The following is a 22,601-nucleotide window of genomic DNA, read 5'->3' as shown; positions in this document are numbered from 1 at the left end:
GACGCACGAAAGGAAGCGCACGCATCCTGATGGCCGGGATGGCCGGTCTGGTCGGCGCGCTGCTGCTGACGGGTCCGCTCGCCGCGCAGGAAGGCGGCTCCCACGCCATCGCGCTTCACGGAAAGCCGAAATACGGGCCGGACTTCCAGCATCTCGATCACGCCGACCCGAACGCCCCCAAGGGCGGCGAGGTCAAGCTGATGGCCTTCGGCGGCTTCGACAACCTGAACCCCTTCATCCTGCGCGGCCAGACCGCCGCCGGGGCCGGTCTGGTGTTCGAAACGCTGACCACCCCCAGCGGCGACGAGGCGATCACCGAATACGGCCTGCTCGCCGAGAGCATCGCGCTGGCCGACGACCGCAGCTGGGTGTCCTTCACCCTGCGCCCGCAGGCCCGCTTCAGCGACGGCAAGCCGGTCACCGCCGACGACGTGCTGTGGAGCTTCCAGACGTTGAAGGAAAAGGGCCACCCGCACTACCGGACCTACTACGCCGACGTGGTGAAGGCCGAGAAGACCGGCGAGCGGACGGTGAAGTTCACCTTCAAGTCCACCGACAACGCCGAGCTTCCGATCATCATGGGCCAGCTCCCGGTGCTGCCCAGGCATGTGTTCGACAGCCGCCCCTTCGAATCGACGACGCTGGAGCCGCTGGTCGGCAGCGGTCCCTATACGGTGGCCGAGGTGCAGCCCGGCCGCTCCATCACCTACCAGCGCGTCGCCGACTGGTGGGGCAAGGATCTGCCGATCAACCGGGGCCGCTACAATTTCGACCGGATGCGCTACGACTATTACCGCGACCTCGATGTCGCCTTCGAGGCGTTCAAGGCTGGCGCCTTCGATTTCCGGCTGGAGAACTCGTCGAAGAACTGGACCACCGGCTACAACGTGCCGGCGGTCAAGGACGGCCAGATCGTCCGCGAGGAGCTGAAGCACGAGGATCCGCAGGGCATGCAGGCCTTCGTCTTCAACATCCGCCGCCCGGTCTTCCAGGACCGGCGGGTGCGCGAGGGGCTGAACCACCTGTTCGACTATGAATGGACCCGCGCCAACATTTCCTACGGGCTGTTCCAGCGGACCAAGAGCTACTTCGCCAACTCGGAGCTGGCGGCGACCGGCCTGCCCTCCCCCGCCGAGTTGGCGCTGCTGGAGCCGTTGCGCGGCAAGATCCCCGACGAGGTCTTCTCCAAGCCCTACGAGCCGCCCAAGACCGACGGCAGCGGCAACATCCGCGCCAACCTGCGCACCGCGCTCGGCCTGTTCAAGGAGGCCGGCTGGGAGCTGAGGAACAACAAGCTGGTCAACGCCAAGGGCGAGCCGCTGCGCTTCGAGATCCTGCTGGTGCAGGCCGACATGGAGCGCATCGTCCAGCCCTTCCTGCGCAACCTGGAACGCGCCGGCATCGAGGCGTCGATCCGCGTGGTGGACACCGCGCAGTACCAGAACCGCACCGACAATTTCGACTACGACATGATCATCGAGCGGTTCCCGCAATCGCTGTCGCCCGGCAACGAGCAGCGCGACTACTGGGAATCCTCGCGCGCCGACCTGCCCGGCAGCCGCAACAGCATCGGCATCAAGGATCCGGCCGTCGACACGCTGGTCGAAAAGCTGATCGCCGCCCCCGACCGCGAGGCGCTGATCGCCGCCACCCGCGCGCTCGACCGCGTGCTGCTGTGGAGTTGGTACGTCATCCCGCACTGGCACGACAACGTTTACCGGGTCGCCTACTGGAACCGTTTCTCCCATCCGCCGGTTGCCCCGAAGTATGGGCTGGGATTCCCCGACGCCTGGTGGGTCGACGCGGAGAAGAACGCCCGGCTTGCCTCCAGCGCCCGCCGTACGGCACCCTGATACCGTTTTCGGCCATCTTGTGTTCGGATAGAGGAGGGTCGGGACGACCGCGATGCTGGCCTACATCATCCGCCGACTGCTGCTGATCATCCCGACGCTGTTCGGGATCATGGTCATCAATTTCCTGATCGTGCAGATCGCCCCCGGCGGCCCGATCGAGCAGATGATCGCCCGCGTGCAGGGCACGGCGGTGGAGGCGACGTCGCGCATCGGCGGCACCGCCGGCGGCGACACCGGGGCCGGCCCCCAGACCCAGGCGCAGGCCGGCGGCGACACCGGCAGCCGCTACCACGGCGCCCAGGGGCTCGACCCGGCCTTCATCAAGCAGCTCGAAAAGGAGTTCGGCTTCGACAAGCCGCTGCCCGAGCGCTTCCTCCACATGATGTCGAACTACATCATGTTCGATTTCGGCAACAGCTACTTCCGCGACCAGCGGGTGGTCGATCTGGTGATCCAGAAGATGCCGGTGTCGATCTCGCTCGGCATCTGGACGACGCTGATCGTCTATCTGGTCTCGATCCCGCTCGGCATCGCCAAGGCGGTGCGCGACGGCCAGCCCTTCGACGTGTGGACGTCGGGCGTCGTCATCGTCGGCTACGCCATCCCCAGCTTCCTGTTCGCGGTGCTGCTGATCGTCGTCTTCGCCGGCGGCCGCTACCTCGACTGGTTCCCGCTGCGCGGGCTGGTGTCGGACAACTGGTCGAGCCTGCCCTGGTACAGGCAGATCCTCGATTATGTCTGGCACATGGCGCTGCCGGTGCTGTCGATGGTCATCGGCGGCTTCGCCGGGCTGGTCATGCTGACCAAGAACTCCTTCCTGGAGGAGATCGGCAAGCAGTACGTCATCACCGCCCGCGCCAAGGGGCTGGCCGAGCGCCGCGTGCTGTACGGCCACGTCTTCCGCAACGCCATGCTGATCGTCATCGCCGGCTTCCCCGGCGCCTTCATCGGCATCCTGTTCACCGGCGCCCTGCTGATCGAGGTGATCTTCTCGCTCGACGGGCTGGGGCTGCTGGGCTTCGAGGCGGCGATCAACCGCGACTATCCGGTGATGTTCGGGACGCTGTACTTCTTCACCCTGCTGGGGCTGGTGATGAATCTGGTCGGCGACGTCACCTACGTGATGGTCGATCCCCGCATCGACTTCGACTCGCGGAGGGTGTGATGGCGCTCTCCCCCATCACCCGGCGGCGTCTGGCGAATTTCCGGGCCAACCGGCGCGGCTTCTGGTCCTTCTGGATCTTCCTGGTGCTGTTCGTCGTCTCGCTGGGGGCGGAGTTCGTCGCCAACGACAAGCCGCTGCTGATCCGCTACGACAACGCGCTCTACTGGCCGGTCTTCAACGCCTATCCGGAAACGACCTTCGGCGGCGAGTTCGAGACGGAGACCGACTACCGCGATCCCTTCGTCCGCGGCCTGATCGAGGAGAAGGGGTGGATGGTCTGGGCGCCGATCCCCTACAGCTACCGCACCATCAACTACAATCTGCCGGTGCCCGCCCCGGCGCCGCCGTCGGCCGACAACTGGCTCGGCACCGACGACCAGGGGCGCGACGTGGTGGCGCGGCTGATCTACGGCTTCCGCATCTCGGTGCTGTTCGGGCTGGTGCTGACCGCCTTCTCCTCGGTCATCGGGGTGATGGCGGGGGCGGTCCAGGGCTATTTCGGCGGACTGACCGACCTGCTGTTCCAGCGCTTCATCGAGATCTGGCAGGGGCTGCCGACCCTGTTCCTGCTGATCATCCTGGCCAGCGTGGTGACGCCGACCTTCTGGTGGCTGCTCGGCCTGCTGCTGCTGTTCTCCTGGACGGCGCTGGTCCATGTCGTCCGCGCCGAGTTCCTGCGGGCGCGCAACCTCGACTATGTGCGGGCGGCCAAGGCGCTGGGGGCGACCGACACCACCATCATGGTGCGGCACGTGCTGCCCAACGCCATGGTGGCGACGCTGACCTTCATGCCCTTCATCCTCAACGGCTCGATCACCACCCTGACGGCGCTGGACTTCCTCGGCTTCGGCCTGCCGCCGGGCTCGCCCTCGCTGGGCGAGCTGCTGGCCCAGGGCAAGGCCAACCTCCAGGCGCCCTGGCTGGGTCTGACCGCCTTCTTCGTGCTGGCGATCATGCTGAGCCTGCTGATCTTCATCGGCGAGGCGGTGCGCGACGCCTTCGACCCGCGCAAGACCATCGCCCAGATGTCCACCGCGACACCGGGCGAGCCGGCGGCGGCGGCCGCACGCAAGGAGGCGGCGGAATGAGCGGGCGCCCTCCACCTCGTGACCGTGCCCGCCCGTCAAGAAGGCCGCAACGCCCATGAGCCAGAACCCCGACCTTCTCTCCGTCCGTGGCCTCCAGGTCGAGTTCCGCTCGCCCGGCGGGTCGATGCTGGCGGTCAAGGGCGTGTCCTTCGACATCTCCAAGGGCGAGACCGTGGCGCTGGTCGGCGAATCGGGGTCCGGCAAGTCGGTCACCGCGCTGTCGGTGCTGCAACTGCTGCCCTACCCAATGGCGCACCACCCGGCCGGCTCGATCCGCTTCCGCGACACCGAGCTGATCCGCGCCGAGGAGAAGGTGCTGCGCGAGGTGCGCGGCAACCGCATCGCCATGATCTTCCAGGAGCCGATGACCTCGCTGAACCCGCTCCACTCGATCGAGCGGCAGATCAACGAAACGCTGTTCCTGCACAAGGGCCTGTCGCGCGCCGCCGCCCGCGCGCGGACGCTGGAGCTGCTGCGGCTGGTCGGGCTGCCCGACCCGGAGAAGCGGCTGACCGCCTACCCGCACGAGCTGTCGGGCGGCCAGCGCCAGCGCGTGATGATCGCCATGGCGCTCGCCAACGAGCCCGACCTGCTGATCGCCGACGAGCCGACCACGGCGCTCGACGTCACCATCCAGGCGCAGATCCTGGAGCTGCTGAAGGATCTGCAACGCCGCTTCGGCATGGCGCTGCTGCTGATCACCCACGATCTCGGCGTCGTGCGCAAGATGGCCGACCGCGTCTGCGTGATGAACAAGGGCGAGATCGTCGAGCAGGCCACCGTCGCCGACCTGTTCGTCCGCCCCAAGCACCCCTACACCCAGAAGCTGCTGTCGGCCGAACCACGCGGCAACCCGCTCGCCCCGCCCGAGAACGCGGCGGAGGTGATGGCCGCCGACCAGCTGAAGGTGCATTTCCCGATCAAGAAGGGGCTGCTGCGCCGCACGGTGGACCATGTCCGCGCGGTGGACGGCGTGTCGGTCTCGGTCCGCCAGGGCCACACGGTCGGGGTGGTCGGCGAATCGGGATCGGGCAAGACCACGCTGGGGCTGGCGCTGCTGCGGCTGCACGCCAGCGAGGGCGCCATCCGCTTCGACGGCACCGACATCCAGGGCTGGCAGGCCAAGCGCCTGCGTCCGCTGCGCCGCCAGATGCAGGTGGTCTTCCAGGATCCCTACGGCAGCCTGTCGCCCCGCCTGTCGGTCGGCCAGATCATCGGCGAGGGGCTGGGCATCCACGGCATCGGCGACCAGAAGGAGCGCGACGCATTGGTCGCCAAGGCGCTGGAGGAGGTCGGGCTGGAGCCGGGCAGCCGCCACCGCTACCCGCACGAGTTCTCCGGCGGCCAGCGCCAGCGCATCGCCATCGCCCGCGCCCTGGTTCTGAAGCCGAAATTCGTCGTGCTCGACGAGCCGACCTCGGCGCTCGACATGTCGGTGCAGGCGCAGATCGTCGACCTGCTGCGCGACATCCAGGCCCGCCACAACCTCGCCTACCTGTTCATCAGCCACGATCTGCGGGTGGTGCGGGCGCTGTCCAGCCACGTCATGGTGATGAAGGACGGCAAGGTCGTGGAGCAGGGTCCGACCCAGCGCATCTTCGAGGAACCGCGCGAGGCCTACACCCGCGCCCTGCTCGCCGCCGCGCTGAACCTGGAGGCGGTCCGCTCGTCCGAGGTGAGGACCTAACGCCGGCCTTTCGCCGCCTTGCCGGCCCGGACCACCCCCGGAATCGCCACGTCGCGCCATTGGCCGGGCGCCAGCCCGTCGAGCGTCCAGTCGCCGATCGACCAGCGGATCAGCCGCAGCGTCGGGAAGCCGACCGCCGCCGTCATCCGGCGTACCTGGCGGTTGCGGCCCTCGCGCAGGGTCAGCGCGATCCAGCTCGTCGGGATGGCGGCGCGGAACCGCACCGGCGGGTCGCGCGGCCACAGGCCGGCGGGCTCCTCCATGCGGCGGGCCTCGGCGGGAAGCGTCGGACCGTCCTTCAGCGTCACGCCGGCGCGCAAGGCGGCCAACGCCTCGTCGGTCGGAATCCCCTCCACCTGCACCCAGTAGGTCTTCGGCATCTTGTTCTTCGGCGCCGCGATGCGGGCGATCAGGGCGCCGTCGTCGCTGAGCGCCAGCAGCCCCTCGCTGTCGCGGTCCAGCCGGCCGGCGGCGTAGACGTCGCGCACCGGCACATGGGCCGCCAGCGTCGGCCGCCCCTGGTCGTCGGTGAATTGCGGCAGCACGCCGTAGGGCTTGTTCAGCAGGATCAGGCGCGGCACGGGTGAATAATCCTTGGGAAAATAAAGGTTTTTCGACGCTTCACGCGGGAATTGGAAAGGCGCTATGGTCGGCGCCCTCGCTCCACCATACCATCCACCATAACAGGGTGACGGACCGTGACGCTTCTGTTCTGCTCCTCCAGCGACAACGCCGACGTCTGGCGCGCCGAGATCGCCAAGCGCCTGCCCGGCCTGGAGATGCGCGTCTGGCCCGACGTCGGCGACCCGGCCGACATCCGCATGGCGCTGGTGTGGAAGCCGCCGGCCGGCCTTCTCGCCAGCCTGCCCAACCTGTCGCTGATCGTCTCGCTCGGCGCCGGGGTGGAGCCGCTGCTGGAGGACCCCACCCTGCCCGACGTGCCGCTGGTCCGCATGGTGTCGGACGGGTTGACGCTGGACATGGCCGGCTACGTCGCCTTCCAGGTTCTGCGTTGGCACCGGCAGATGGACGATTACGCCGCGCTCCAGGCGCAGGCGCGCTGGGAGCCGCTGGACCACGGTCCGGCCTCGGCGGTGACGGTCGGCATCCTCGGCCTCGGCGAGCTGGGAGCGGCGGCGGCGCGCACGCTGCGGACCATGGATTACCACGTGCTGGGCTGGAGCCGCAGCCCCAAGCAGGTCGAGGGGGTGGAGAGCTTCTCCGGACCCGACGGGCTGGCGGCGATGCTGGCCCGGACCAACACTCTGGTCTGCCTGCTGCCGCTGACGCCGGACACCCAGGGCATCCTGAACGCCGCGCTGTTCGCCGCCCTGCCGGCGGGCGCCGTGGTGATCAACGCCGCGCGCGGCCGGCACCTGGTGGAGGCGGATTTGCTGGCGGCGCTCGACAGCGGCCATCTGCGCGGGGCAAGCCTGGACGTGACCGTCACCGAGCCGCTGCCCCCCGGGCATCCCTTCTGGCGCCACCCGAAGATCCGCATCACCCCGCACGTCGCGGCGGTCACCCACCCGTCGCTGTCGGCGGCGCAGGTGGCCGAGGCTGTGCGCGCCTTCCGCGCCGGGGAGCCGCTGCCCAATCTGGTGGACCGCAAGCGGGGCTATTGAGGCGTAGTCAAGGCGGGATGGGGCAAGGCCGGATGGATCAGGCCGGCACCCCGGCCAGGGGACCATCGGCGGGAGGCTCCACCGGGGCCGCCGCCTTGCCGGCCAGCAGATCGGCCTCCAGGCGGGATTTGGCGGAGGCGGCCATCGCCTCCTCCGCGCGCACCCTGGCCATGTCCTCCTCGGTGACGGCGCCGGCGGCGATCACCAGTTCGGCGAAGTCGGAGAGGAAGACGCTGCCCTTGACGGTGCGCTGGACCAGCACGTTGCGCTTGTCGTCGAGATCGCGCTTGCGCTTGACGAAGCTCAGCACCGACAGCCGGTCGAGCGCGCGGGTCACGGCGGGCTTGGAGATGTTCAGCGTGGCGGCGAGGCCGCGCACGGTGTGGGGCGGGTCGGTCAGATAGACCTGGAGGAGAATCGCCAGTTGCCGGGCCGACAGGTCGGGCCCGTCCTGCCGGACGCTGGCGACCAGCGCGGTCCGCCACAACCCGAGCGCCTTGAGGTTCCGTGCCATGCTTCCCCCCAGCCAAGCCGTGCCCGGACCCGCAACCGGAACACGCGCGCCGAGTGTCGCTTAAGCCGCCCCATGCAGGCAAGCCTTTCGCGGCCACATCACGCGGTCAGGCCGGCCGTGCTGAAGGAAACTGCGCTTTCGGAGCGGGAGCGCCTTTCAGAAGCCCCTCGACGCTCAGATCCTCGTCCAGATCGGTCCAGTGGATTCCGTAACCGCCGCCGGCAAGCTCCCAACGGTCGCGCTGCTCGGGCCTGGCGTCGAACAGGCGCAGGCACCAAGCCAGCGGAACGGCGATGGAGCGGCCGTCCATCAGCTCGACGGTCAGGCGATGCTCGTCGCAGGCGACGGACTTGATGCGGAGGTCAGTCTTGGGGATCGAAAAAGCCATGCCACTCCTCCAGGAAGCGGACTTCGGTACTCGCGCACGATCCGCAACAGTTCGGCCAAGTCTTTTGCCGAGTGGCCCATATCATGCGCAACGGACACCGGGGGTCAGCCATACTTTCGCCGAAGCCCCGCTGCGATCCACATGAACGTGGGCGGGTTCGTTGGGTTCGTGGCTGTAGAAGTAGAACCGAAAACCGTCTTGGCGATGGATGGTTGGCATGAGGTCGTCCTTGGGGCGAAGGGCGACACCCTACTAAGCACACGTCAAGACATGCGTCACCGGGGTTATCTGCGCCTAAATCCCGTTGCATGAGACAGAGTGCACTGATCAGTAGATCAGCTCGTTCTCGCCGCCGCCTTCCGAAATGACGATCTCGCCGCGCGCCGCCAGATCCTTGGCGAGCTGCACCATGTACATCTGCGATTCGTCCACCTCGCGGACGCGGACCGGCCCCATCGCCGCCATGTCCTCGCGCAGGATCTTCGCGGCGCGTTCGGACATGTTGGAGAAGAACAGGTCCTTCAGCGTCTCCGACGCGCCCTTCAGCGCGGTGCCGAGCTTCTGCTTGTCGACGCTGCGCAGCAGGGTCTGCACGCCGCTCGGGTCCATCTTCGACAGATCCTCGAAGGTGAACATCAGCGACTTGATGCGCTCGGCGCTGTCGCGGTTGCGTTCCTCCAGGGCCGCCATGAAGCGGTGCTCGGTGGTGCGGTCGAGGCCGTTGAAGATTTCCGCCAGCATCTCGTGGCTGTCGCGGCGGCTGGTGCGGGCGAGGTTGGTCATGAACTCGGTGCGCAGCGTGCGCTCCACGTCGTCCAGAACCTCCTTCTGCACGGCCTCCATGCGCAGCATGCGCATGATGACCTCCATCGCGAAGCTCTCCGGCAACTGGGTCAACACCCGGCCGGCGTGCTCGGGGCGGATCTTCGACAGCACGACCGCGACGGTCTGCGGGTATTCGTTCTTCAGGTAGTTGGACAGGACCGACTCGTTGACGTTGGCCAGCTTGTCCCACATGGTGCGGCCGGCGGGACCACGGATCTCCTCCATGATCTGGTCGACCTTGTCCTTGGGCAAGGTCTTCATCAGCAGCCGCTCGGTCGAGTCGAAGGAGCCGACCAGCGAGCCGGTCGCCGACATCTGCTCGGCGAACTCGACGAACAGGCGCTCGATGATGTTGGCGGACACCGTGCCCAGGTTGGCCATCACCTGGGACAGCTCCTTGATCTCCTCGTCGTCCATCATCGAGAAGAGCTTGGTCGAGTGCTCCTCGCCCAGCGCCAGCATCAGGATGGCGGCCTTCTCCGGGCCGGTCAGGGTCCGGTAGTCCTCGCGAACCTTGAGCGCCATGTGTCCGTCTCCGCCAATCCGCCGGGCCGGGACTCAAGGCCCGGCCGGCAACCACCCACCCCTTATGTTGTAATACGATCCGATTCGCCGTGCCATCCCTTCGGCGGGCCAAAGAAGAGACAATTTTAACCAAAAGCCCCCTTCCCCCTCCGGCCCGCCTGTCCGCCTCAGCCGAAGCGCTTGGCGATCACCGCGTAGGCGGCGCGCAGGCCCAGCGCCTCGCCGCCCTCCGGCCGGCCGGGACGGGCCGAGCCGTTCCAGGCGTAGGTGTCGAGATGCGCCCAGGGTGTCTCCTTCGACACGAACTCCTGAAGGAACAGGCCGGCGGTGATCGCCCCGGCGAAGCCGTGGCTGGTCACGTTGTTGATGTCGGCGACCTTGCTGTCGAGCCCCTTGCGGTAGGGCGCCCACAGCGGCAGGCGCCACAGCGGGTCGTCCACCTCGCCCCCGGCCGCCTGGAGATCGGCGGCGAGAGCGTCGTCGTTGCACAGCAGCGCCGGCAACTCCGGGCCCAGCGCGACGCGGGCCGCACCCGTCAGGGTGGCGAAGTCGATCAGCAGGGCCGGCTTCTCCGAATCCGCCTCGGCCAGCGCGTCGCACAGGATCAGGCGGCCCTCGGCGTCGGTGTTGCCGACCTCCACGGTGAGGCCCTTGCGGGTGTTCAGCACGTCGAGCGGCTTGAAGGCGTCGCCCGACACGACGTTCTCGACCGCCGGCACCAGCACGCGCAGCCGCACCGGCAGTCCGGCCATCATCACCATGCGGCCGAGCGCCAGGGCGTGCGCGGCGCCGCCCATGTCCTTCTTCATCATCAGCATGGCCGAGGACGGCTTGAGGTCCAGTCCGCCCGTGTCGAAGCAGACGCCCTTGCCGACGATGGTGACCTTCGGATGCTCCGGGTTGCCCCAGCGCAGGTCGATCAGGCGCGGCGCGCGCGGGCTGGCGCGGCCGACCGCGTGGATCGCCGGGTAATCGCGGTCGAGCAGGTCGGTGCCGACGATCACGTCCAGCCCGGCCTGGAACTCGTCGGCCAGGGCCTGCGCCGCCTCGGCCAGCTCGGCCGGGCCCAGGTCGCAGGCCGGGGTGTTGACGAGGTCGCGGACCAGGAAGGTCGCGGTCGCCGCGCGCTCCACCTCGCCGCGGTCGGCCTCGGCGGGCCAGACCAGGCCGGCGAAGCTCTTGTCGGATTTCCTGTAGCGCCCGAAGCGGTAGCTGCCGAGCGCCCAGCCCAGCGCCGCGCGGGTCGCCACCCGCCGGTCGAGAGCCGCGTCGATGCGGTAGGAGCCGGCCGGCAGCGAGGCCGGCAGCCCGGCGAAAGCCCACAGATCGTCGAGCGCCGACACGCCGACCAGCACGCGGGCAACGGCGCCGCCGTCCCCCGGCAGGAAGGCGGTGGAACCGGCGTCGCCTGTGAAGCCGACGGCCTTGACCCAGGCGGCGACGGCGGCGGGCTGGCCGGCGAGCCAGTCCGGCAGGCCGGCCTTGGTCACGGGGGTGAGGGCGACGGTGTCCGGAGGCGCGACGGCGAGCAGGGTGGCGAGCAAGACGGACGTTCCTTATGACGGGACCAACAGGCGTTCCCGTAAGGATGGCGCGCGGCGGCGCGGCTGGAAAGGGGGGAATGCGTGCCCTGCGCGACAGGCGGGTGGACGGACCGCGCGCGCGCCGGCATGGTCGATGCCCTTTCCCTCGCACGGAGTCCGCCATGACCGACCTGACGCTGCTGATCGGCAACAAGGCCTATTCCTCCTGGTCGCTGCGGCCGTGGCTGGCGCTGAAGCAGGCCGGGCTGCCGTTCGCGGAGAGCTTGGTCCCGCTGCGCCAGCCCGACACGGCCGAGCGCATCCGCGCGTTCTCGCCCTCGGGCCGGGTGCCCTGCCTGCGCCACGGCGAACGGATCATCTGGGATTCGCTGGCGATCTGCGAGTATGTGGCGGAACTCGCCCCTGCCGCCGGGCTGTGGCCGGACGAGTCCCACGCACGCGCCGTCGCCCGCTCGGTGTCGGCGGAGATGCATTCGGGCTTCGCCGCGCTGCGCACCAGCATGTCGATGGACCTCAAGCAGGATCGCTCCGGCCAGGGCATGACCCCGGAGACGGCGGCCGACATCACCCGCATCCAGTCCCTGTGGACCGACGCCCGCGCCCGCTTCGGGCAGGCGGGGCCGTTCCTGTTCGGACGCTTCACCATCGCCGACGCGATGTTCGCCCCGGTGGTCACCCGCTTCGCCACCTACGGGGTCGCGGTGGAACCGGAGGCGCGCGCCTACATGGACGCGGTGCTGGCCCTGCCGGCGATGCGCGACTGGACCGCCGCCGCCAAGGCCGAGCCCTGGACCCTGGACCTCTGACGCGACGGCGGCCGGCCGTGCGTCACGGCTTGGCGGCCGGCGGAGGCTCCAGGACGGGCGCGCGGGCGTCCGTCTCGTTCGCCGCGTTGCCGAGCAGCCCGGCTTCGCGGTAGTAGCGCTCGGCCCCCGGATGCAGCGGGACCGACACGTTCACCGCCGCCTTGGCCGGGTCGAAGCTGCGGCCCTTGGGATGGCCCTCGGCCAGGACACGGCGGGTGTTCTCGTGCCACAGCGCCTTGACCACGCCGTGGATCAGGTCGGGGTCGCGGTCGGCGCGGGTCAGGAGTTCGGCCCCCAGGCTGAGCGTCGGTGTCGGGGCGGTGCCGGGGTAGGCCTCGGCCGGGATTTCCGTCTCGATGTAGAAGCGCAGGGAGCGGCGCAGCCGTTCCGCCGGTTCGCCGTCGATCGGGATCAGGCGGATCGGCACCCGCGCCGCCACGTCGCTGACCGCCGCGACCGGGAAGCCGCCGACCATGAAGAAGCCGTCGAGCTCCCCCTTCGCCAGCCGGTCGGCCGCCGTGCCCGGCTTCAGATAGGCGGGGGTGACGGTGGTTTCCGACAGGCCGAAGGCGTCGAGGATCAGCCGCGCCTCCACCAGCGTACCGGAGCCCTCCTCGCCCAGCGAGATGGCCCGCCCCTTCAGGTCGGCCATGCGGTCGATGAAGCCGTCGGAGCGGACGACGACCTGGATCGCCTCGGAATAGAGCATGCCGAGCGAGCGCAGCCCCTCGAAGGCCGGCTTGCCGGTGAAGCTGCCGGTGCCGCTGTAGGCCCAATAGGCGACGTCGGCCTGGGCGAAGCCGGCCTCCACCGCGCCGGAGCGCAGCAGTTCGATGTTCTCGACCGAGCCGTTCGACGCCTGCGCCACCACGATCAGGCCGGGGATGCCGCAACTGCCGCCCTTGTCGCACGGGCGCGAGCCCGGCGGGTTGGAGACGGCGTTGGCGATCAGCCCGCCGATCGGGAAATAGGTGCCCGAGGTCGTGCCGGTGGCGAGGCGGAAATAACGCAGCTCCTGCGCCGCCGCCGTCCCGGCGGACAGGGGCAGGACGGGCATCAGGCCGAGCGCCGCGGCGCCGGCAAGCATGTGGCGACGCGAACAGGCCGCCGCCGGCGGGTGGCCGGGGGGCTCGGAACGGGTCTTGTCTCCTGCGCGGGGCACGGCTCATCCCGTTCTTGGTCGGGGGTGGAAGGAACGTCTCGTCAGGCAAAGATCTCTGCGCAACGGCGGCTTTTCAAGCCGTGAACGGTTAAATCACGCCGACGAGGTCGAGAACGCCTCCGACCGCCACCGCACCGCCACAGATCTGCACGGCGCGGGCCGACTCCGCCTGGGTCACCGCGATCGACAGCCCCAGCCCGGCGCAGGAGACCAGCAGCATCCCGGTGGCGAAGCCGCTCCAGAACAGCGGCGATCCCTGGTGCGGGTGACCGTGGAAGACCGCCGCGACGGCAGCGACCAGAACCGCCAGCGCCACCGGCGCCTTCACCCCCAGCGCGACCAGCCCGCCGGTGACGATCAGCGCCCCGGCGAGGCCCGGCGCGGCGTAGGGCAGACGCAGCCCCATCTGCGCGGCGATGCCGGCGGCCAGCGCCGCGGTGACGGCGGCGGCCGGCACCTGCCAGACGGCGGTACCGCCGGTCTGCCCGGCCCACATCCCGATGGCGAGAAAGCCCAGCAGATGCTGGAGCACCCACACCGGCTCGGTCAGCCCGGTGCCGAAGGCGCCCGTCACCGTCGTCATACCCATTCCCCCTCCGGCGTCGATCCGGGGGCCGGTATGGCGGGGCGGCATCGGGTGGTCAAGCTCCAGTTGGCGGGTCCCGCCGCGCGCCTAGCGGGCCAGCGGATCGCCCAACTGGCGCAGGTCGTTCTCCCGCCGCATCAGGTCGCGCTGGCCCAGCGGGTCAAGGCGGCCCATCGCGTCGTCGGCGCGCAGGCGGTCGACCTCCGGGCGGATCAGGTCGCGCTTGAAGGCGTCTGTGGCGCTCTGGGTCGAGGGAACCGGGGGCAAGGGGACCGGGCGCGGCGGCTGCGGCAGGACCGCCGGGTCGGGCGGCGGCGAGGAGCTGCCACGCCGGCGCTTGGGCGGCTGGTCCCCCGGCCCCGCGCGGCCCGGCTCCGCCTGCTCGGCCTGGACCTGGCTCCAGCGCCGGGTCGGCTGCGGGGGCAGGTCGGCGCTGGGCGCCGTCCCTCCGGGCCGCAGCGTCTGGGTGTGGATCGGTGGGAAGCCCTGGGCACGGCCCGGCATGTCGTCGCGCAGATCGGACGGCGCGCAGGCGGCGAGCGGCGACAGGACGGTCAGGGCAAGAAGCCAGCGATGGCGGGCCGGGAGCGGTGCGATCATGTCCGGAATGTCGGCGCTTCCCATCGTTTCGGCAAGCCGGCTCCGACGGAAGACCCAGGGGGACCCGAAAGAGGGACTCCCCCTGCGTGAGCTTTGCCGTTAGGATGTTCATGTTTTGTTCGATCAACCTTGTCCAATTCAAGGAGAGAGCGACGCATGGTCCGCCGCATCCTGGCGCTGTGGCTGCCCCGCCTGCCGACCGACGCGCGCACGCGCGGTCCGGCGACGGATCGGCGCGCGCTCCCGCTGGCGCTGCTGCGGACCGAGCGCGGGCGCCGGCTGGTCGTTGCGGTCAACCGGGTGGCGGAGACCGCCGGCATCCTCCCCGGCCTGACGCTGGCCGACGCCCGCGCCCTGCTTCCCGGCCTCGACGTCGCCGACGCGACGCCCGAGGACGACGCCCGGCTGCTCGACCGCATCGCCGGCTGGTGCCGGCGCTACAGCCCGTGGACGGCGCCCGACGGGACCGACGGGGTGACGATCGACATCACCGGCTGCGCCCATCTGTTCGGTGGCGAGGCGGCGCTGCTCGCCGACCTGCACCGCCGCCTGCGGGACGCCGGCTTCACCGCCCGCCCCGCCATCGCCGCCACCCCGGCCGCCGCCTGGGGGCTGGCGCGCTTCGGCGACGCCGACAGCCGGCGACGCGAGGCGCTCGACGCGCTGCCCATGGCGGCGCTGCGCCTGCCGGTGGCGACCCTCGACGGGCTGGCCGCCGTCGGCCTGCGCCGGATCGGCGACCTGCACGCCCTGCCCCGCGCGGCGCTGGCGGCGCGCTTCGGCGACGGCGTGCTGCGGCGCCTCGACCAGGCGCAGGGACGGCTCGACGAACCGGTCTCGCCGCACCGGCCGGTGGAGCCGCACGAGGCGAGGCTCGCCTTCGCCGAGCCCATCGCCACCGCCGACACCATCGCGGCGGCGGTGCGCCATCTGCTCGGCACCCTCTGCGCCGGGCTGGAGGCGGCCGGTCGCGGCGCCCGGCGGCTGGCGCTGGAGGTTCACCGCACCGACCGGCGCCTGGACGACGCGCCGCAGCGGCTGACGCTCGGCACCAGCCGGCCGGTCCGCGACCCGGCGGCGCTGGCCCGCCTGTTCGGGCAGATTCTGGAGCGGATCGAGCCGGGGCCGGGGATCGAGACGATGATCCTCACCGCCACCGAGACGGCGCCGCTCGGCGCCATCCAGGCCGCGCTGGATGGGGAGGGCGACGACACCGGGCTGGGCGAGCTGGTCGACCGGCTGGGCACGCGGCTCGGCGAGCGGGCGGTGCTGCGGCTGGTCCCGCGCGAGAGCTGGCTCCCGGAGCGCAGCGTCGCTCCCGCCCCGCCGCTTGCCACTTCGGCGCTTGCCACTTCTCCACCCGGCCGCTCATCGGCTGCGGGGCTGCCCATCGCCCGCTGGCCGGACGACCGCCCCCGCCCGGTCCGGCTGCTCAGCCCGCCGGAGCCGGTCGAGGCGACCGCCCCGGTCCCCGACGACCCGCCGCTGCAATTCCGCTGGCGCGGCGCGCTGCACCGCGTCCGCCACGCCGACGGGCCGGAGCGGATCGAGACCGAATGGTGGCGCCCCAGGACGGATAGGGGGGCGGACCGGACGGGAAACCCGCGCGACTATTACCGGGTGGAGGACCGTGACGGCCGGCGCTTCTGGCTGTTCCGCGACGGGCTCTACCGGCCGGACATGCCTCCGGATGCAACGCCGCGCTGGTATCTGCACGGGTTCTTCGGATGAGGGTTTCGTCTCTTCACCCTTCCCCACCCTCCCTCCCGTCCCCCCTCCCCGAGGGGAGAGGGGGATGGTGCCGGCGGACGACGGGCGGACGGCCGTCATGACCCCCTACGCCGAGCTTCAGGTCGCCACCAGCTTCACCTTCCTGGAGGGCGCCTCCCACCCCGGCGAGTTGGCCGCGATGGCGGCGCGGCTCGGCCACGCCGCCATCGGCGTGACCGACCGCAACACGCTGGCCGGCGTCGTCCAGATGCACGCCGCCGCCAGGGAGGCCGGCATCCGGCCGGTGATCGGCTGCCGGCTCGACCTGACCGACGCCGACAGCGTCCTCGCCTACCCGACCGACCGCGCCGCCTACGCCCGGCTGTCGCGCCTGCTGACGCTCGGCAAGATGCGGGCGCCCAAGGGGGAGTGCTTCCTCGCCCGCGCCGACGTGCTGGCCCACGCCGAGGGCCTGCTGGTCCTGCTGCTGCCGCCCGACCGCCGCGACCCGTCCTTCGTCCACGAATTGCGGGCGTGGCGCGGCGGGCTGGCGCGCGGGCAGCTTCACCTCGCCGCCAGCCACCGCTACCGGGGCGACGACGCCCGGCGGCTGCACTGGCTGGCCGGGCTGGCGGCGGCGGAACGCGTGCCGCTGGTCGCCACCAACGACGTGCTGTGCCATCACCCGTCGCGCCGGGCGCTGGCCGACGTGCTGACCTGCATCCGCCACCACGCCACCATCGACACGGCCGGCTGGCGGCTCGCCGCCAACGTCGAGCGCCACCTGAAGGCCGGCGTCGAGATGGCCCGCCTGTTCCGCGACCATCCCGACGCGGTTGCCCGCACGGTGGAGATCGCCAACGCCTGCCGCTTCTCGCTGGACGAACTGCGCTACGAATACCCCGACGAGGTGGCCGAAGGGCGCGACCCGCAGGAGACGCTGGTCGCGCTGACCTGGGCGGGAGCGAGGGAACGCTACCCCGGCGGCATCCCCGACCCGGTGCGGGAGACGGTGGAGCGCGAGCTGACGCTGATCGGGCAGCTCCGCTACGCGCCCTATTTCCTGACCGTCCACGACATCGTGCGCTTCGCCAGGGCGCAGGGTATCCTCTGCCAGGGCCGGGGCAGCGCCGCCAATTCGGCGGTCTGCTACTGCCTGGGCATCACCGCCGTCGACCCGACCGAGGTCGAGTTGCTGTTCGAGCGCTTCATCTCCACCGCCCGCAACGAGCCGCCCGACATCGACGTCGATTTCGAGCATGAGCGGCGTGAGGAGGTCATCCAGCACATCTACGGAAAATACGGGCGCCACCGCGCCGGACTGACCGCGACCGTCATCCGCTACCGCGCGCGCGGAGCGCTGCGGGACGTCGGCAAGGCGATGGGGCTGTCGGCCGATCTGGTGGCGCGGCTGACCGGCTCGATCTGGGGCTGGAGTTCGAAGGGCGTCGACGCGGAGCGCGCCCGGCGCTGCGGCGTCGATCCCGACGACCCGCGCCTCCGGCAAACGCTGGAGCTGGCGGAGGAGCTGATCGGCTTTCCCCGCCACCTGTCGCAGCATGTCGGCGGCTTCGTCATCACGCGCGGCCCACTGTCGGACCTCTGCCCGGTCGCCAACGCCGCCATGGAGGACCGCACCACCATCGAGTGGGACAAGGACGACATCGACGCGCTGGGCATCCTGAAGGTCGACGTGCTGGCGCTCGGCATGCTGACCTGCGTGCGCAAGGCGTTCGACCTGATCGAGCGGCATCACGGCGGGCCGCGCCTGACGCTCGCCAGCCTGCCGCCGGACGACGAGCGGGTCTACGACATGCTGGGGCGGGCCGACAGCCTGGGGGTGTTCCAGGTGGAAAGCCGGGCGCAGATGTCGATGCTGCCGCGCCTGAGGCCGCGCTCCTTCTACGACCTGGTCGTCGAGGTCGCCATCGTCCGGCCCGGCCCGATCCAGGGCGGCATGGTCCACCCCTACCTGCGCCGCCGCCGCGGGGAGGAGGATGTGACCTACCCGATGCCGCGACTGGAGCCGGTGCTGCGCAGGACCTACGGCGTGCCGCTGTTCCAGGAGCAGGCGATGAAGATCGCCATGGTCGGCGCCGGCTTCAGCGCGGCCGACGCCGACCGGCTGCGCCGGGCCATGGCCTCCTTCCGCAAGAGCGGGGACGTCCACCGCTTCCGCGAAAAATTCATCGCCGGGATGCTCGCCAACGGTTGCCCCTCCGACTTCGCCGAGCGCTGCTTCCGGCAGATCGAGGGGTTCGGCGAGTACGGCTTCCCCGAGAGCCACGCGGCGAGCTTCGCCCTGCTGGTCTATGTGTCGGCCTGGATCAAGTGCCACCACCCGGCGGTGTTCGCGGCGGCGCTGCTGAACAGCCAGCCGATGGGCTTCTACGCCCCGGCCCAGATCGTCCGCGACGCCCGCGAGCACGGCGTGACCGTGCTGCCGCCGGACGTGAATCTTTCGGAGTGGGACTGCGTGCTGGAACCGATCCAGCCCGACGCCCCGCCCCCTCTCCCCGGAGCGGAAAGCGGGGCGAAGGCGGAAAGGCTCGGATTGAGATTGGGCTTCCGCCTGATCAAGGACTTCACCGAACCCGACGCCAAGGCGCTCGTCCTGTCGCGCGCCGGCGGCTACCGCGACGCCTACGACCTGTGGCGGCGCTCCCGGCTGCCGGCCGCCGCCCTGGAACGGCTTGCCAGGGCGGACGCCTTCCGCTCGGTCGGGCTGGACCGGCGGGCGGCGCTGTGGGCGGTGCGGGCGCTGGGCGGCTTACCCCTGCCGCTGTTCGCCCGGCTCGACGGCAACCCGGCGGACGAGCCCGACGCCCCGCTGCCCGCCATGCCGCTGGGCGAGCATGTGGTGATGGATTACGGCAGCCTGTCCCTATCGCTGAAGGCCCACCCGCTGGCGCTGCTGCGCGACGGGCTGCCCGGCGTCACCCCGTCCGAGCGGCTGGCCGCCACCCGCGACGGCCGGCGGCTGACGGTGGCCGGGCTGGTGCTGGTGCGCCAGCGGCCGGGCAGCGCCGAGGGCGTCGTCTTCCTGACGCTGGAGGACGAGACCGGCGTCGCCAACCTCGTCGTGATGCCGGACCTGTTCGAGACCTTCCGCCGCCCGATCATGACCGCCCGCCTGCTGGCCGCCACCGGCCGCGTGCAGAATCACGACGGCGTGGTGCATCTGCGGGTCGAGACGCTGATCGACCTGACCCACCGGCTGGGCGAACTGATGGGCGGCCTCGCCACCGGCCAGCGCACCGGCGCCCTGGCCCCGGCCGAACAGGGGGTCTTTCCCTCGGGCCGGAACTTCCATTGAGCTGGTCGTCACTCCGGCCAGAAATCCTGAGCCATGAAGGTTTCGAAGGACCAGGGGCAGCCGGGCGGGAAAATGTCCTCCGGCAATCCGGATTCCGCCGACGCTTCGCGTCGGGCGTAGCGGTAGGCCGATGCCGTCGCGTCCGGCAGCTTGGCCTTCAGGCTTGGGTTGTCGTCGAGATGATCGACAAGCCGGTCGCGGGCGTTGGCGATCGACAGGCGCCAGGAATTGCCGCGCAGCGCCGGCTGGAATTGCCACTTCAAAAGACGGAGCAGCAGCACGGTCAGTCGGCTTACGAGTTCGCGCTTCTCGCTCCGCCCCATGCTCTCGATCTCCTCGGCGATGCGCGCGACGTCGGCGGCCGACCATTGCCCCGCCCGCAGCAGCGCCGCCTGCTCGTTGGCCCACGCGTAGAAATCACGATCGTAGAGACTGCTCATCGCTGCGATCCCTGTGCCCCTCATACGGGAGGCGCCGTCCGGCGGTGGCGAAGCCTTCTCAGAACAGGTGCTGGCCGCCGGTGATGAAGGTCTCGGTCCCCGTCACATAGGCCGAGTCGGGACCGCACAGGTAGAAGATCACCGCCGCGACGTCCTCCGGCGTGCCCATGCGCTTCAGCGGGATGCGCGGGATCAGCACGTCGTATTCCGGGCCGGTCATCGCCGTCTCGATCTCGCCGGGGGCCACCGCGTTGACGCGGACGCCGATCTCGGCGAACTCCACCGCCATCTCGCGCGTCAGGCCCGACAGCGCCGCCTTGGAGGTCGAATAGGCCGAGCCGGCAAAGGGATGCACCGAATGGCCGGCGATGGAGGTGACGTTGACGATCGCCCCCTTGGCCCGCGACAGCGGCGCCGCGAAGCCGCGCGCCAGCACCAGGGCGGCGAAGAAGTTCAGCTCGAAGACCCGGTGCCAGCCCTCCAGCGAGCCGTTCAGGCAGCCGAGCCGCTCCTTGATCGGCGTCTTGGGCGAGATTCCGGCGTTGTTGATCAGCGCGTGCAGCGGCGCGCCGTCGAGGGCGTCGTTGGCCTCCTCGACGAAGGCGGCGCGGCTGGCCGGATCGGACAGGTCGGTCGGGATGTGGTGGGTCCAGTTGGGATCGCGCCGGCAATGCGCCGGGACGTCCTCGCGCGAGCAGGAGATCACGCGCCAGCCCTCGGCGCTGAAGCGCGCGACGGTGGCGTGTCCGATACCCCGGCTGGCGCCGGTCAGGATGACGGTCTTACGGTGCGGCATAACGCCATGCTAGCGCGGTCCGGGCCGTTGCGGAAGGGTCGCGAACGGTCCGGCGATTCTGCCGGCGCCCGCGGAGGCCCGCCCGGGGACCGATCCTGAACGCGGCTTCATCAACCCGGCGGCGCCACCCCGACGGCGCCGTTGACGCCGTGCCGGCCATGCCCAACCTTGGGGCCATGCCTTCACGACGGAGCTGCCCCGTGCGCCGCCTTCCCCTGCTCGCCCTGCTTCTGCTGACCGCCCTTCCGCTGCGCGCGGAGGAGACGGCGCCCGCCTGCGTTCCGCCGGGCGTCTGGGCCGACGGCACCGGCCGGCGCCAGGAGACGGCGCCGCTGCTGCGCCGGGTCGCCGAACAGCCGGCCGTCCTGCTGGGCGAGCAGCACGACAAGGCCGAGCACCATCGCTGGCAGCTCCACGCGCTGGCCGGCCTGCACGCGCTGAACCCCGATCTGGCGGTCGGGCTGGAGATGATGCCGCGCCGGCTCCAGCCGCTGCTCGACCGCTGGTCGGCCGGTGGGCTGGACGAGGCCACCTTCCTGAAGGAGAGCGACTGGCGCAACGTCTGGGGCTTCGACCCGGCCTTCTACATGCCGATCCTGCATTTCGCCCGCATGCACCGGCTGCCGGTGGTCGGGCTGAACGTCGAGCGCACGCTGATCTCCCGCATCGCCCGCGAGGGCTGGTCCGCCGTCCCCGAAGCGGACCGGGAGGGCGTCGGCACCCCCGCCCCGCCGACCGCCGCCTACCGCGAACGGCTGCTGGAGACGCTGGCCGCCCACAACCGGCCGGACTCGCCGCCCGAGGCGGCCGAGCGCTTCATCGAGGCGCAGAGCATCTGGGACCGCGCGATGGCCGAGCGCATCGCCGACACCCGCCGCGCCACCGGCCGCGGCGTCGTCGCCATCCTCGGCGCCGGCCACGCCGAGCAGCGCAACGGCGTGCCGCACCAGCTCGCCGACCTCGGCATTCCCGACTCGGCGGTGCTGCTGCCCTGGGACGCCGACCGCCCCTGCGCCGATCTCGACGGCCGCGTCGCCGACGCGGTGTTCGGACTCGGCCCGTCGAAAGAGCCCGCCGAACCGCCGCGCCCACGGCTGGGCGTGCAGCTCGACCCGGCGCCCGACGGGGTGAGGATCGGCTCGGTGCTCGACAACAGCGTCGCCGCCGCCGCCGGCCTGGCCGCCGGGGACCGGCTGGTCAGCGCCGCCGGCAGCCCGATCCGCAAGCCAGCCGACCTGACCGCCATCGTCCAGCGGCAGGCCCCCGGCACCTGGCTGCCGATTACCGTGCGCCGGGGCGAGGCGACGCGGGACGTGGTGGCGAAATTCCCCGCCGAGTGACGCGGGCGGCGCGCTACAGCATGGTCGCCCAGCGGGCCAGCGCGTCGGGGGTCGGGTTGACCGCCGGGGCGCAGTCGCCGCGCCCCAGCCGCTCGCGGTGCTCGCGCAGCGCCCAATGGACGGTCGGAAAAGCCAGCTCGCCCCACGGGATCTCCTCCCAGGCGAACAGTCCGACCTCCTCGCTCTCCGGGCCGGCGGCGATGTCGGCGGACAGCAGCCGGGCGTGGAAGATCAACTGCACCTGGCTGATGCGCGGGATGTCGTAGATCGCCAGCAGCGGGCCGGTGGCGATGCGCGCCCGTGCCTCCTCCCAGGCTTCGCGGGCGGCGCCGTCGGCCGTGCTCTCGCGCTCCTCCATGTAGCCGGCGGGCAGCGTCCAGAAGCCCTTGCGCGGCTCGATGGCGCGGCGGCACAGCAGGATGCGCCCATCCTCCCAGGTGGCGACCGAGCCCACCACGATCAGCGGATTCTGGTAGGCGATGTAGCCGCAGTCGGGGCACAGCAGCCGCTCGCGGTCCTCGCCGGGCGGGATGGCGCGGACACGGGGACCGCCGGGGGAAAGGGTATCGTCGGACATGGCCTCCGATATGGCGCGGAGCCCTCCGTTGGACAAGCGGAGAAGCGGCGCTTG

At 70.9% G+C, this 22,601-nt stretch carries 21 protein-coding genes; 9 read left to right on the top strand and 12 right to left on the bottom strand.

The genetic code is table 11. The features are described 5' to 3' along the window. Window positions 1-38 precede the first annotated feature (38 nt). Genes J2847_RS18000 through J2847_RS17985 form a run of 4 tightly spaced genes read left to right on the top strand, consistent with a single transcriptional unit; the run spans window position 39 to window position 5,793 of the window. Complete coding sequence (locus J2847_RS18000; RefSeq protein ID WP_209780342.1) at window positions 39-1,853, top strand: extracellular solute-binding protein; 1,815 nt, start codon at window positions 39-41, stop codon at window positions 1,851-1,853. A 52-nt stretch (window positions 1,854-1,905) separates the two neighbouring features. Beyond that, the gene (locus tag J2847_RS17995) at window positions 1,906-3,018 is read left to right on the top strand and encodes a microcin C ABC transporter permease YejB (protein WP_209780266.1); all 1,113 of its coding nucleotides are present in this window, start codon (window positions 1,906-1,908) and stop codon (window positions 3,016-3,018) included. Then, window positions 3,018-4,106 carry an ABC transporter permease gene (locus J2847_RS17990; protein ID WP_209780265.1) on the top strand — a complete coding sequence of 363 codons (1,089 nt, stop codon included), beginning with the start codon at window positions 3,018-3,020 and terminating at the stop codon, window positions 4,104-4,106. Before J2847_RS17995 ends, J2847_RS17990 begins: the two co-directional genes overlap by 1 nt. Window positions 4,107-4,161: 55 nt before the next feature. Then, window positions 4,162-5,793, top strand: coding sequence for an ABC transporter ATP-binding protein (locus J2847_RS17985; protein ID WP_209780264.1), 1,632 nt, complete (start codon window positions 4,162-4,164; stop codon window positions 5,791-5,793). Here J2847_RS17985 and J2847_RS17980 read toward each other — a convergent pair. Next, window positions 5,790-6,374: a pseudouridine synthase gene (locus J2847_RS17980; protein WP_209780263.1), complete on the bottom strand. Its 585-nt coding sequence runs from the start codon at window positions 6,372-6,374 to the stop codon at window positions 5,790-5,792. The two genes, J2847_RS17985 and J2847_RS17980, sit on opposite strands and share 4 nt — an antisense overlap. A gap of 117 nt (window positions 6,375-6,491) precedes the next feature. Between J2847_RS17980 and J2847_RS17975 the strand changes: the two genes are divergently transcribed. After that, window positions 6,492-7,418 carry a 2-hydroxyacid dehydrogenase gene (locus J2847_RS17975; protein ID WP_209780262.1) on the top strand — a complete coding sequence of 309 codons (927 nt, stop codon included), beginning with the start codon at window positions 6,492-6,494 and terminating at the stop codon, window positions 7,416-7,418. A 37-nt stretch (window positions 7,419-7,455) separates the two neighbouring features. On the opposite strand, the gene J2847_RS17970 is transcribed toward J2847_RS17975, so the two are convergent. From J2847_RS17970 to J2847_RS17950, 5 genes are all read right to left on the bottom strand, one after another. After that, a complete protein-coding gene (locus tag J2847_RS17970) occupies window positions 7,456-7,932 on the bottom strand; it encodes a MarR family transcriptional regulator (RefSeq protein ID WP_209780261.1) in 477 nt (158 codons plus the stop codon). A 106-nt stretch (window positions 7,933-8,038) separates the two neighbouring features. Next, window positions 8,039-8,320, bottom strand: coding sequence for a DUF2442 domain-containing protein (locus J2847_RS17965; RefSeq protein WP_209780260.1), 282 nt, complete (start codon window positions 8,318-8,320; stop codon window positions 8,039-8,041). 81 nt (window positions 8,321-8,401) lie between these two features. Next, window positions 8,402-8,539 (bottom strand): DUF4160 domain-containing protein, encoded by a 138-nt coding sequence (locus tag J2847_RS34950; RefSeq protein ID WP_209780259.1) that lies wholly within the window; start codon window positions 8,537-8,539, stop codon window positions 8,402-8,404. Between the two features lie 108 nt (window positions 8,540-8,647). After that, on the bottom strand, window positions 8,648-9,670 hold the full coding sequence (fliG, locus tag J2847_RS17955) for a flagellar motor switch protein FliG (RefSeq protein ID WP_085554937.1): 1,023 nt from the start codon (window positions 9,668-9,670) through the stop codon (window positions 8,648-8,650). Window positions 9,671-9,837: 167 nt separating this feature from the next. Then, window positions 9,838-11,214, bottom strand: coding sequence for a leucyl aminopeptidase family protein (locus tag J2847_RS17950; protein WP_209780258.1), 1,377 nt, complete (start codon window positions 11,212-11,214; stop codon window positions 9,838-9,840). Window positions 11,215-11,375: 161 nt separating this feature from the next. Between J2847_RS17950 and J2847_RS17945 the strand changes: the two genes are divergently transcribed. Next, window positions 11,376-12,020 carry a glutathione S-transferase family protein gene (locus tag J2847_RS17945; RefSeq protein WP_209780257.1) on the top strand — a complete coding sequence of 215 codons (645 nt, stop codon included), beginning with the start codon at window positions 11,376-11,378 and terminating at the stop codon, window positions 12,018-12,020. Window positions 12,021-12,042: 22 nt separating this feature from the next. Here the strand turns inward: J2847_RS17945 and J2847_RS17940 are convergent, their stop codons facing one another. The 3 genes from J2847_RS17940 to J2847_RS17930 form a co-directional block, all read right to left on the bottom strand. Further along, window positions 12,043-13,107: a TAXI family TRAP transporter solute-binding subunit gene (locus J2847_RS17940; RefSeq protein WP_209780256.1), complete on the bottom strand. Its 1,065-nt coding sequence runs from the start codon at window positions 13,105-13,107 to the stop codon at window positions 12,043-12,045. Window positions 13,108-13,270: 163 nt separating this feature from the next. Further along, on the bottom strand, window positions 13,271-13,765 hold the full coding sequence (locus tag J2847_RS17935; protein ID WP_209780255.1) for a HupE/UreJ family protein: 495 nt from the start codon (window positions 13,763-13,765) through the stop codon (window positions 13,271-13,273). A 90-nt stretch (window positions 13,766-13,855) separates the two neighbouring features. Next, entirely contained in the window at window positions 13,856-14,368 is a 513-nt protein-coding gene (locus J2847_RS17930; protein ID WP_233474602.1) for a hypothetical protein, read from the bottom strand. A 156-nt stretch (window positions 14,369-14,524) separates the two neighbouring features. On the opposite strand from J2847_RS17930, the gene J2847_RS17925 reads away from it, so the two are divergent. Continuing rightward, a complete protein-coding gene (locus J2847_RS17925; protein ID WP_209780253.1) occupies window positions 14,525-16,099 on the top strand; it encodes a Y-family DNA polymerase in 1,575 nt (524 codons plus the stop codon). A 97-nt stretch (window positions 16,100-16,196) separates the two neighbouring features. Next, window positions 16,197-19,394, top strand: a complete 3,198-nt coding sequence (locus J2847_RS17920; protein ID WP_209780341.1) for an error-prone DNA polymerase — start codon at window positions 16,197-16,199, stop codon at window positions 19,392-19,394. An 8-nt stretch (window positions 19,395-19,402) separates the two neighbouring features. On the opposite strand, the gene J2847_RS17915 is transcribed toward J2847_RS17920, so the two are convergent. Both J2847_RS17915 and J2847_RS17910 read right to left on the bottom strand, forming a co-directional pair. Continuing rightward, window positions 19,403-19,834 carry a DUF29 domain-containing protein gene (locus J2847_RS17915; RefSeq protein WP_209780252.1) on the bottom strand — a complete coding sequence of 144 codons (432 nt, stop codon included), beginning with the start codon at window positions 19,832-19,834 and terminating at the stop codon, window positions 19,403-19,405. A 58-nt stretch (window positions 19,835-19,892) separates the two neighbouring features. Then, a complete protein-coding gene (locus tag J2847_RS17910) occupies window positions 19,893-20,630 on the bottom strand; it encodes an SDR family NAD(P)-dependent oxidoreductase (RefSeq protein WP_209780251.1) in 738 nt (245 codons plus the stop codon). A 200-nt stretch (window positions 20,631-20,830) separates the two neighbouring features. Between J2847_RS17910 and J2847_RS17905 the strand changes: the two genes are divergently transcribed. Then, entirely contained in the window at window positions 20,831-21,970 is a 1,140-nt protein-coding gene (locus tag J2847_RS17905) for a ChaN family lipoprotein (RefSeq protein WP_325169438.1), read from the top strand. Between the two features lie 13 nt (window positions 21,971-21,983). Here the strand turns inward: J2847_RS17905 and J2847_RS17900 are convergent, their stop codons facing one another. Continuing rightward, window positions 21,984-22,547 (bottom strand): NUDIX hydrolase, encoded by a 564-nt coding sequence (locus J2847_RS17900; protein ID WP_209780249.1) that lies wholly within the window; start codon window positions 22,545-22,547, stop codon window positions 21,984-21,986. Between the last annotated feature and the right edge of the window lie 54 nt (window positions 22,548-22,601).

The sequence above is a fragment of the Azospirillum agricola genome (assembly GCF_017876095.1).
GTDB classification, from domain to species: Bacteria; Pseudomonadota; Alphaproteobacteria; order Azospirillales; family Azospirillaceae; genus Azospirillum; species Azospirillum agricola.
Note: the sequence above shows the minus strand (reverse complement) of the source record. Positions and strands in the feature narration are given on the sequence as shown.

Coding starts and splice junctions, on each gene's coding strand:
- J2847_RS17930 (WP_233474602.1), bottom strand. CDS start 14,368: ATGATCGCACCGCTCCCGGCCCGCCATCGCTGGCTTCTTGCCCTGACC.
- J2847_RS17900 (WP_209780249.1), bottom strand. CDS start 22,547: ATGTCCGACGATACCCTTTCCCCCGGCGGTCCCCGTGTCCGCGCCATC.
- J2847_RS17970 (WP_209780261.1), bottom strand. CDS start 7,932: ATGGCACGGAACCTCAAGGCGCTCGGGTTGTGGCGGACCGCGCTGGTC.
- J2847_RS17925 (WP_209780253.1), top strand. CDS start 14,525: ATGGTCCGCCGCATCCTGGCGCTGTGGCTGCCCCGCCTGCCGACCGAC.
- J2847_RS17935 (WP_209780255.1), bottom strand. CDS start 13,765: ATGACGACGGTGACGGGCGCCTTCGGCACCGGGCTGACCGAGCCGGTG.
- J2847_RS34950 (WP_209780259.1), bottom strand. CDS start 8,539: ATGCCAACCATCCATCGCCAAGACGGTTTTCGGTTCTACTTCTACAGC.
- J2847_RS17995 (WP_209780266.1), top strand. CDS start 1,906: ATGCTGGCCTACATCATCCGCCGACTGCTGCTGATCATCCCGACGCTG.
- J2847_RS18000 (WP_209780342.1), top strand. CDS start 39: ATGGCCGGTCTGGTCGGCGCGCTGCTGCTGACGGGTCCGCTCGCCGCG.
- J2847_RS17965 (WP_209780260.1), bottom strand. CDS start 8,320: ATGGCTTTTTCGATCCCCAAGACTGACCTCCGCATCAAGTCCGTCGCC.
- fliG (WP_085554937.1), bottom strand. CDS start 9,670: ATGGCGCTCAAGGTTCGCGAGGACTACCGGACCCTGACCGGCCCGGAG.
- J2847_RS17945 (WP_209780257.1), top strand. CDS start 11,376: ATGACCGACCTGACGCTGCTGATCGGCAACAAGGCCTATTCCTCCTGG.
- J2847_RS17940 (WP_209780256.1), bottom strand. CDS start 13,107: ATGCTTGCCGGCGCCGCGGCGCTCGGCCTGATGCCCGTCCTGCCCCTG.
- J2847_RS17990 (WP_209780265.1), top strand. CDS start 3,018: ATGGCGCTCTCCCCCATCACCCGGCGGCGTCTGGCGAATTTCCGGGCC.
- J2847_RS17910 (WP_209780251.1), bottom strand. CDS start 20,630: ATGCCGCACCGTAAGACCGTCATCCTGACCGGCGCCAGCCGGGGTATC.
- J2847_RS17920 (WP_209780341.1), top strand. CDS start 16,197: ATGACCCCCTACGCCGAGCTTCAGGTCGCCACCAGCTTCACCTTCCTG.
- J2847_RS17915 (WP_209780252.1), bottom strand. CDS start 19,834: ATGAGCAGTCTCTACGATCGTGATTTCTACGCGTGGGCCAACGAGCAG.
- J2847_RS17985 (WP_209780264.1), top strand. CDS start 4,162: ATGAGCCAGAACCCCGACCTTCTCTCCGTCCGTGGCCTCCAGGTCGAG.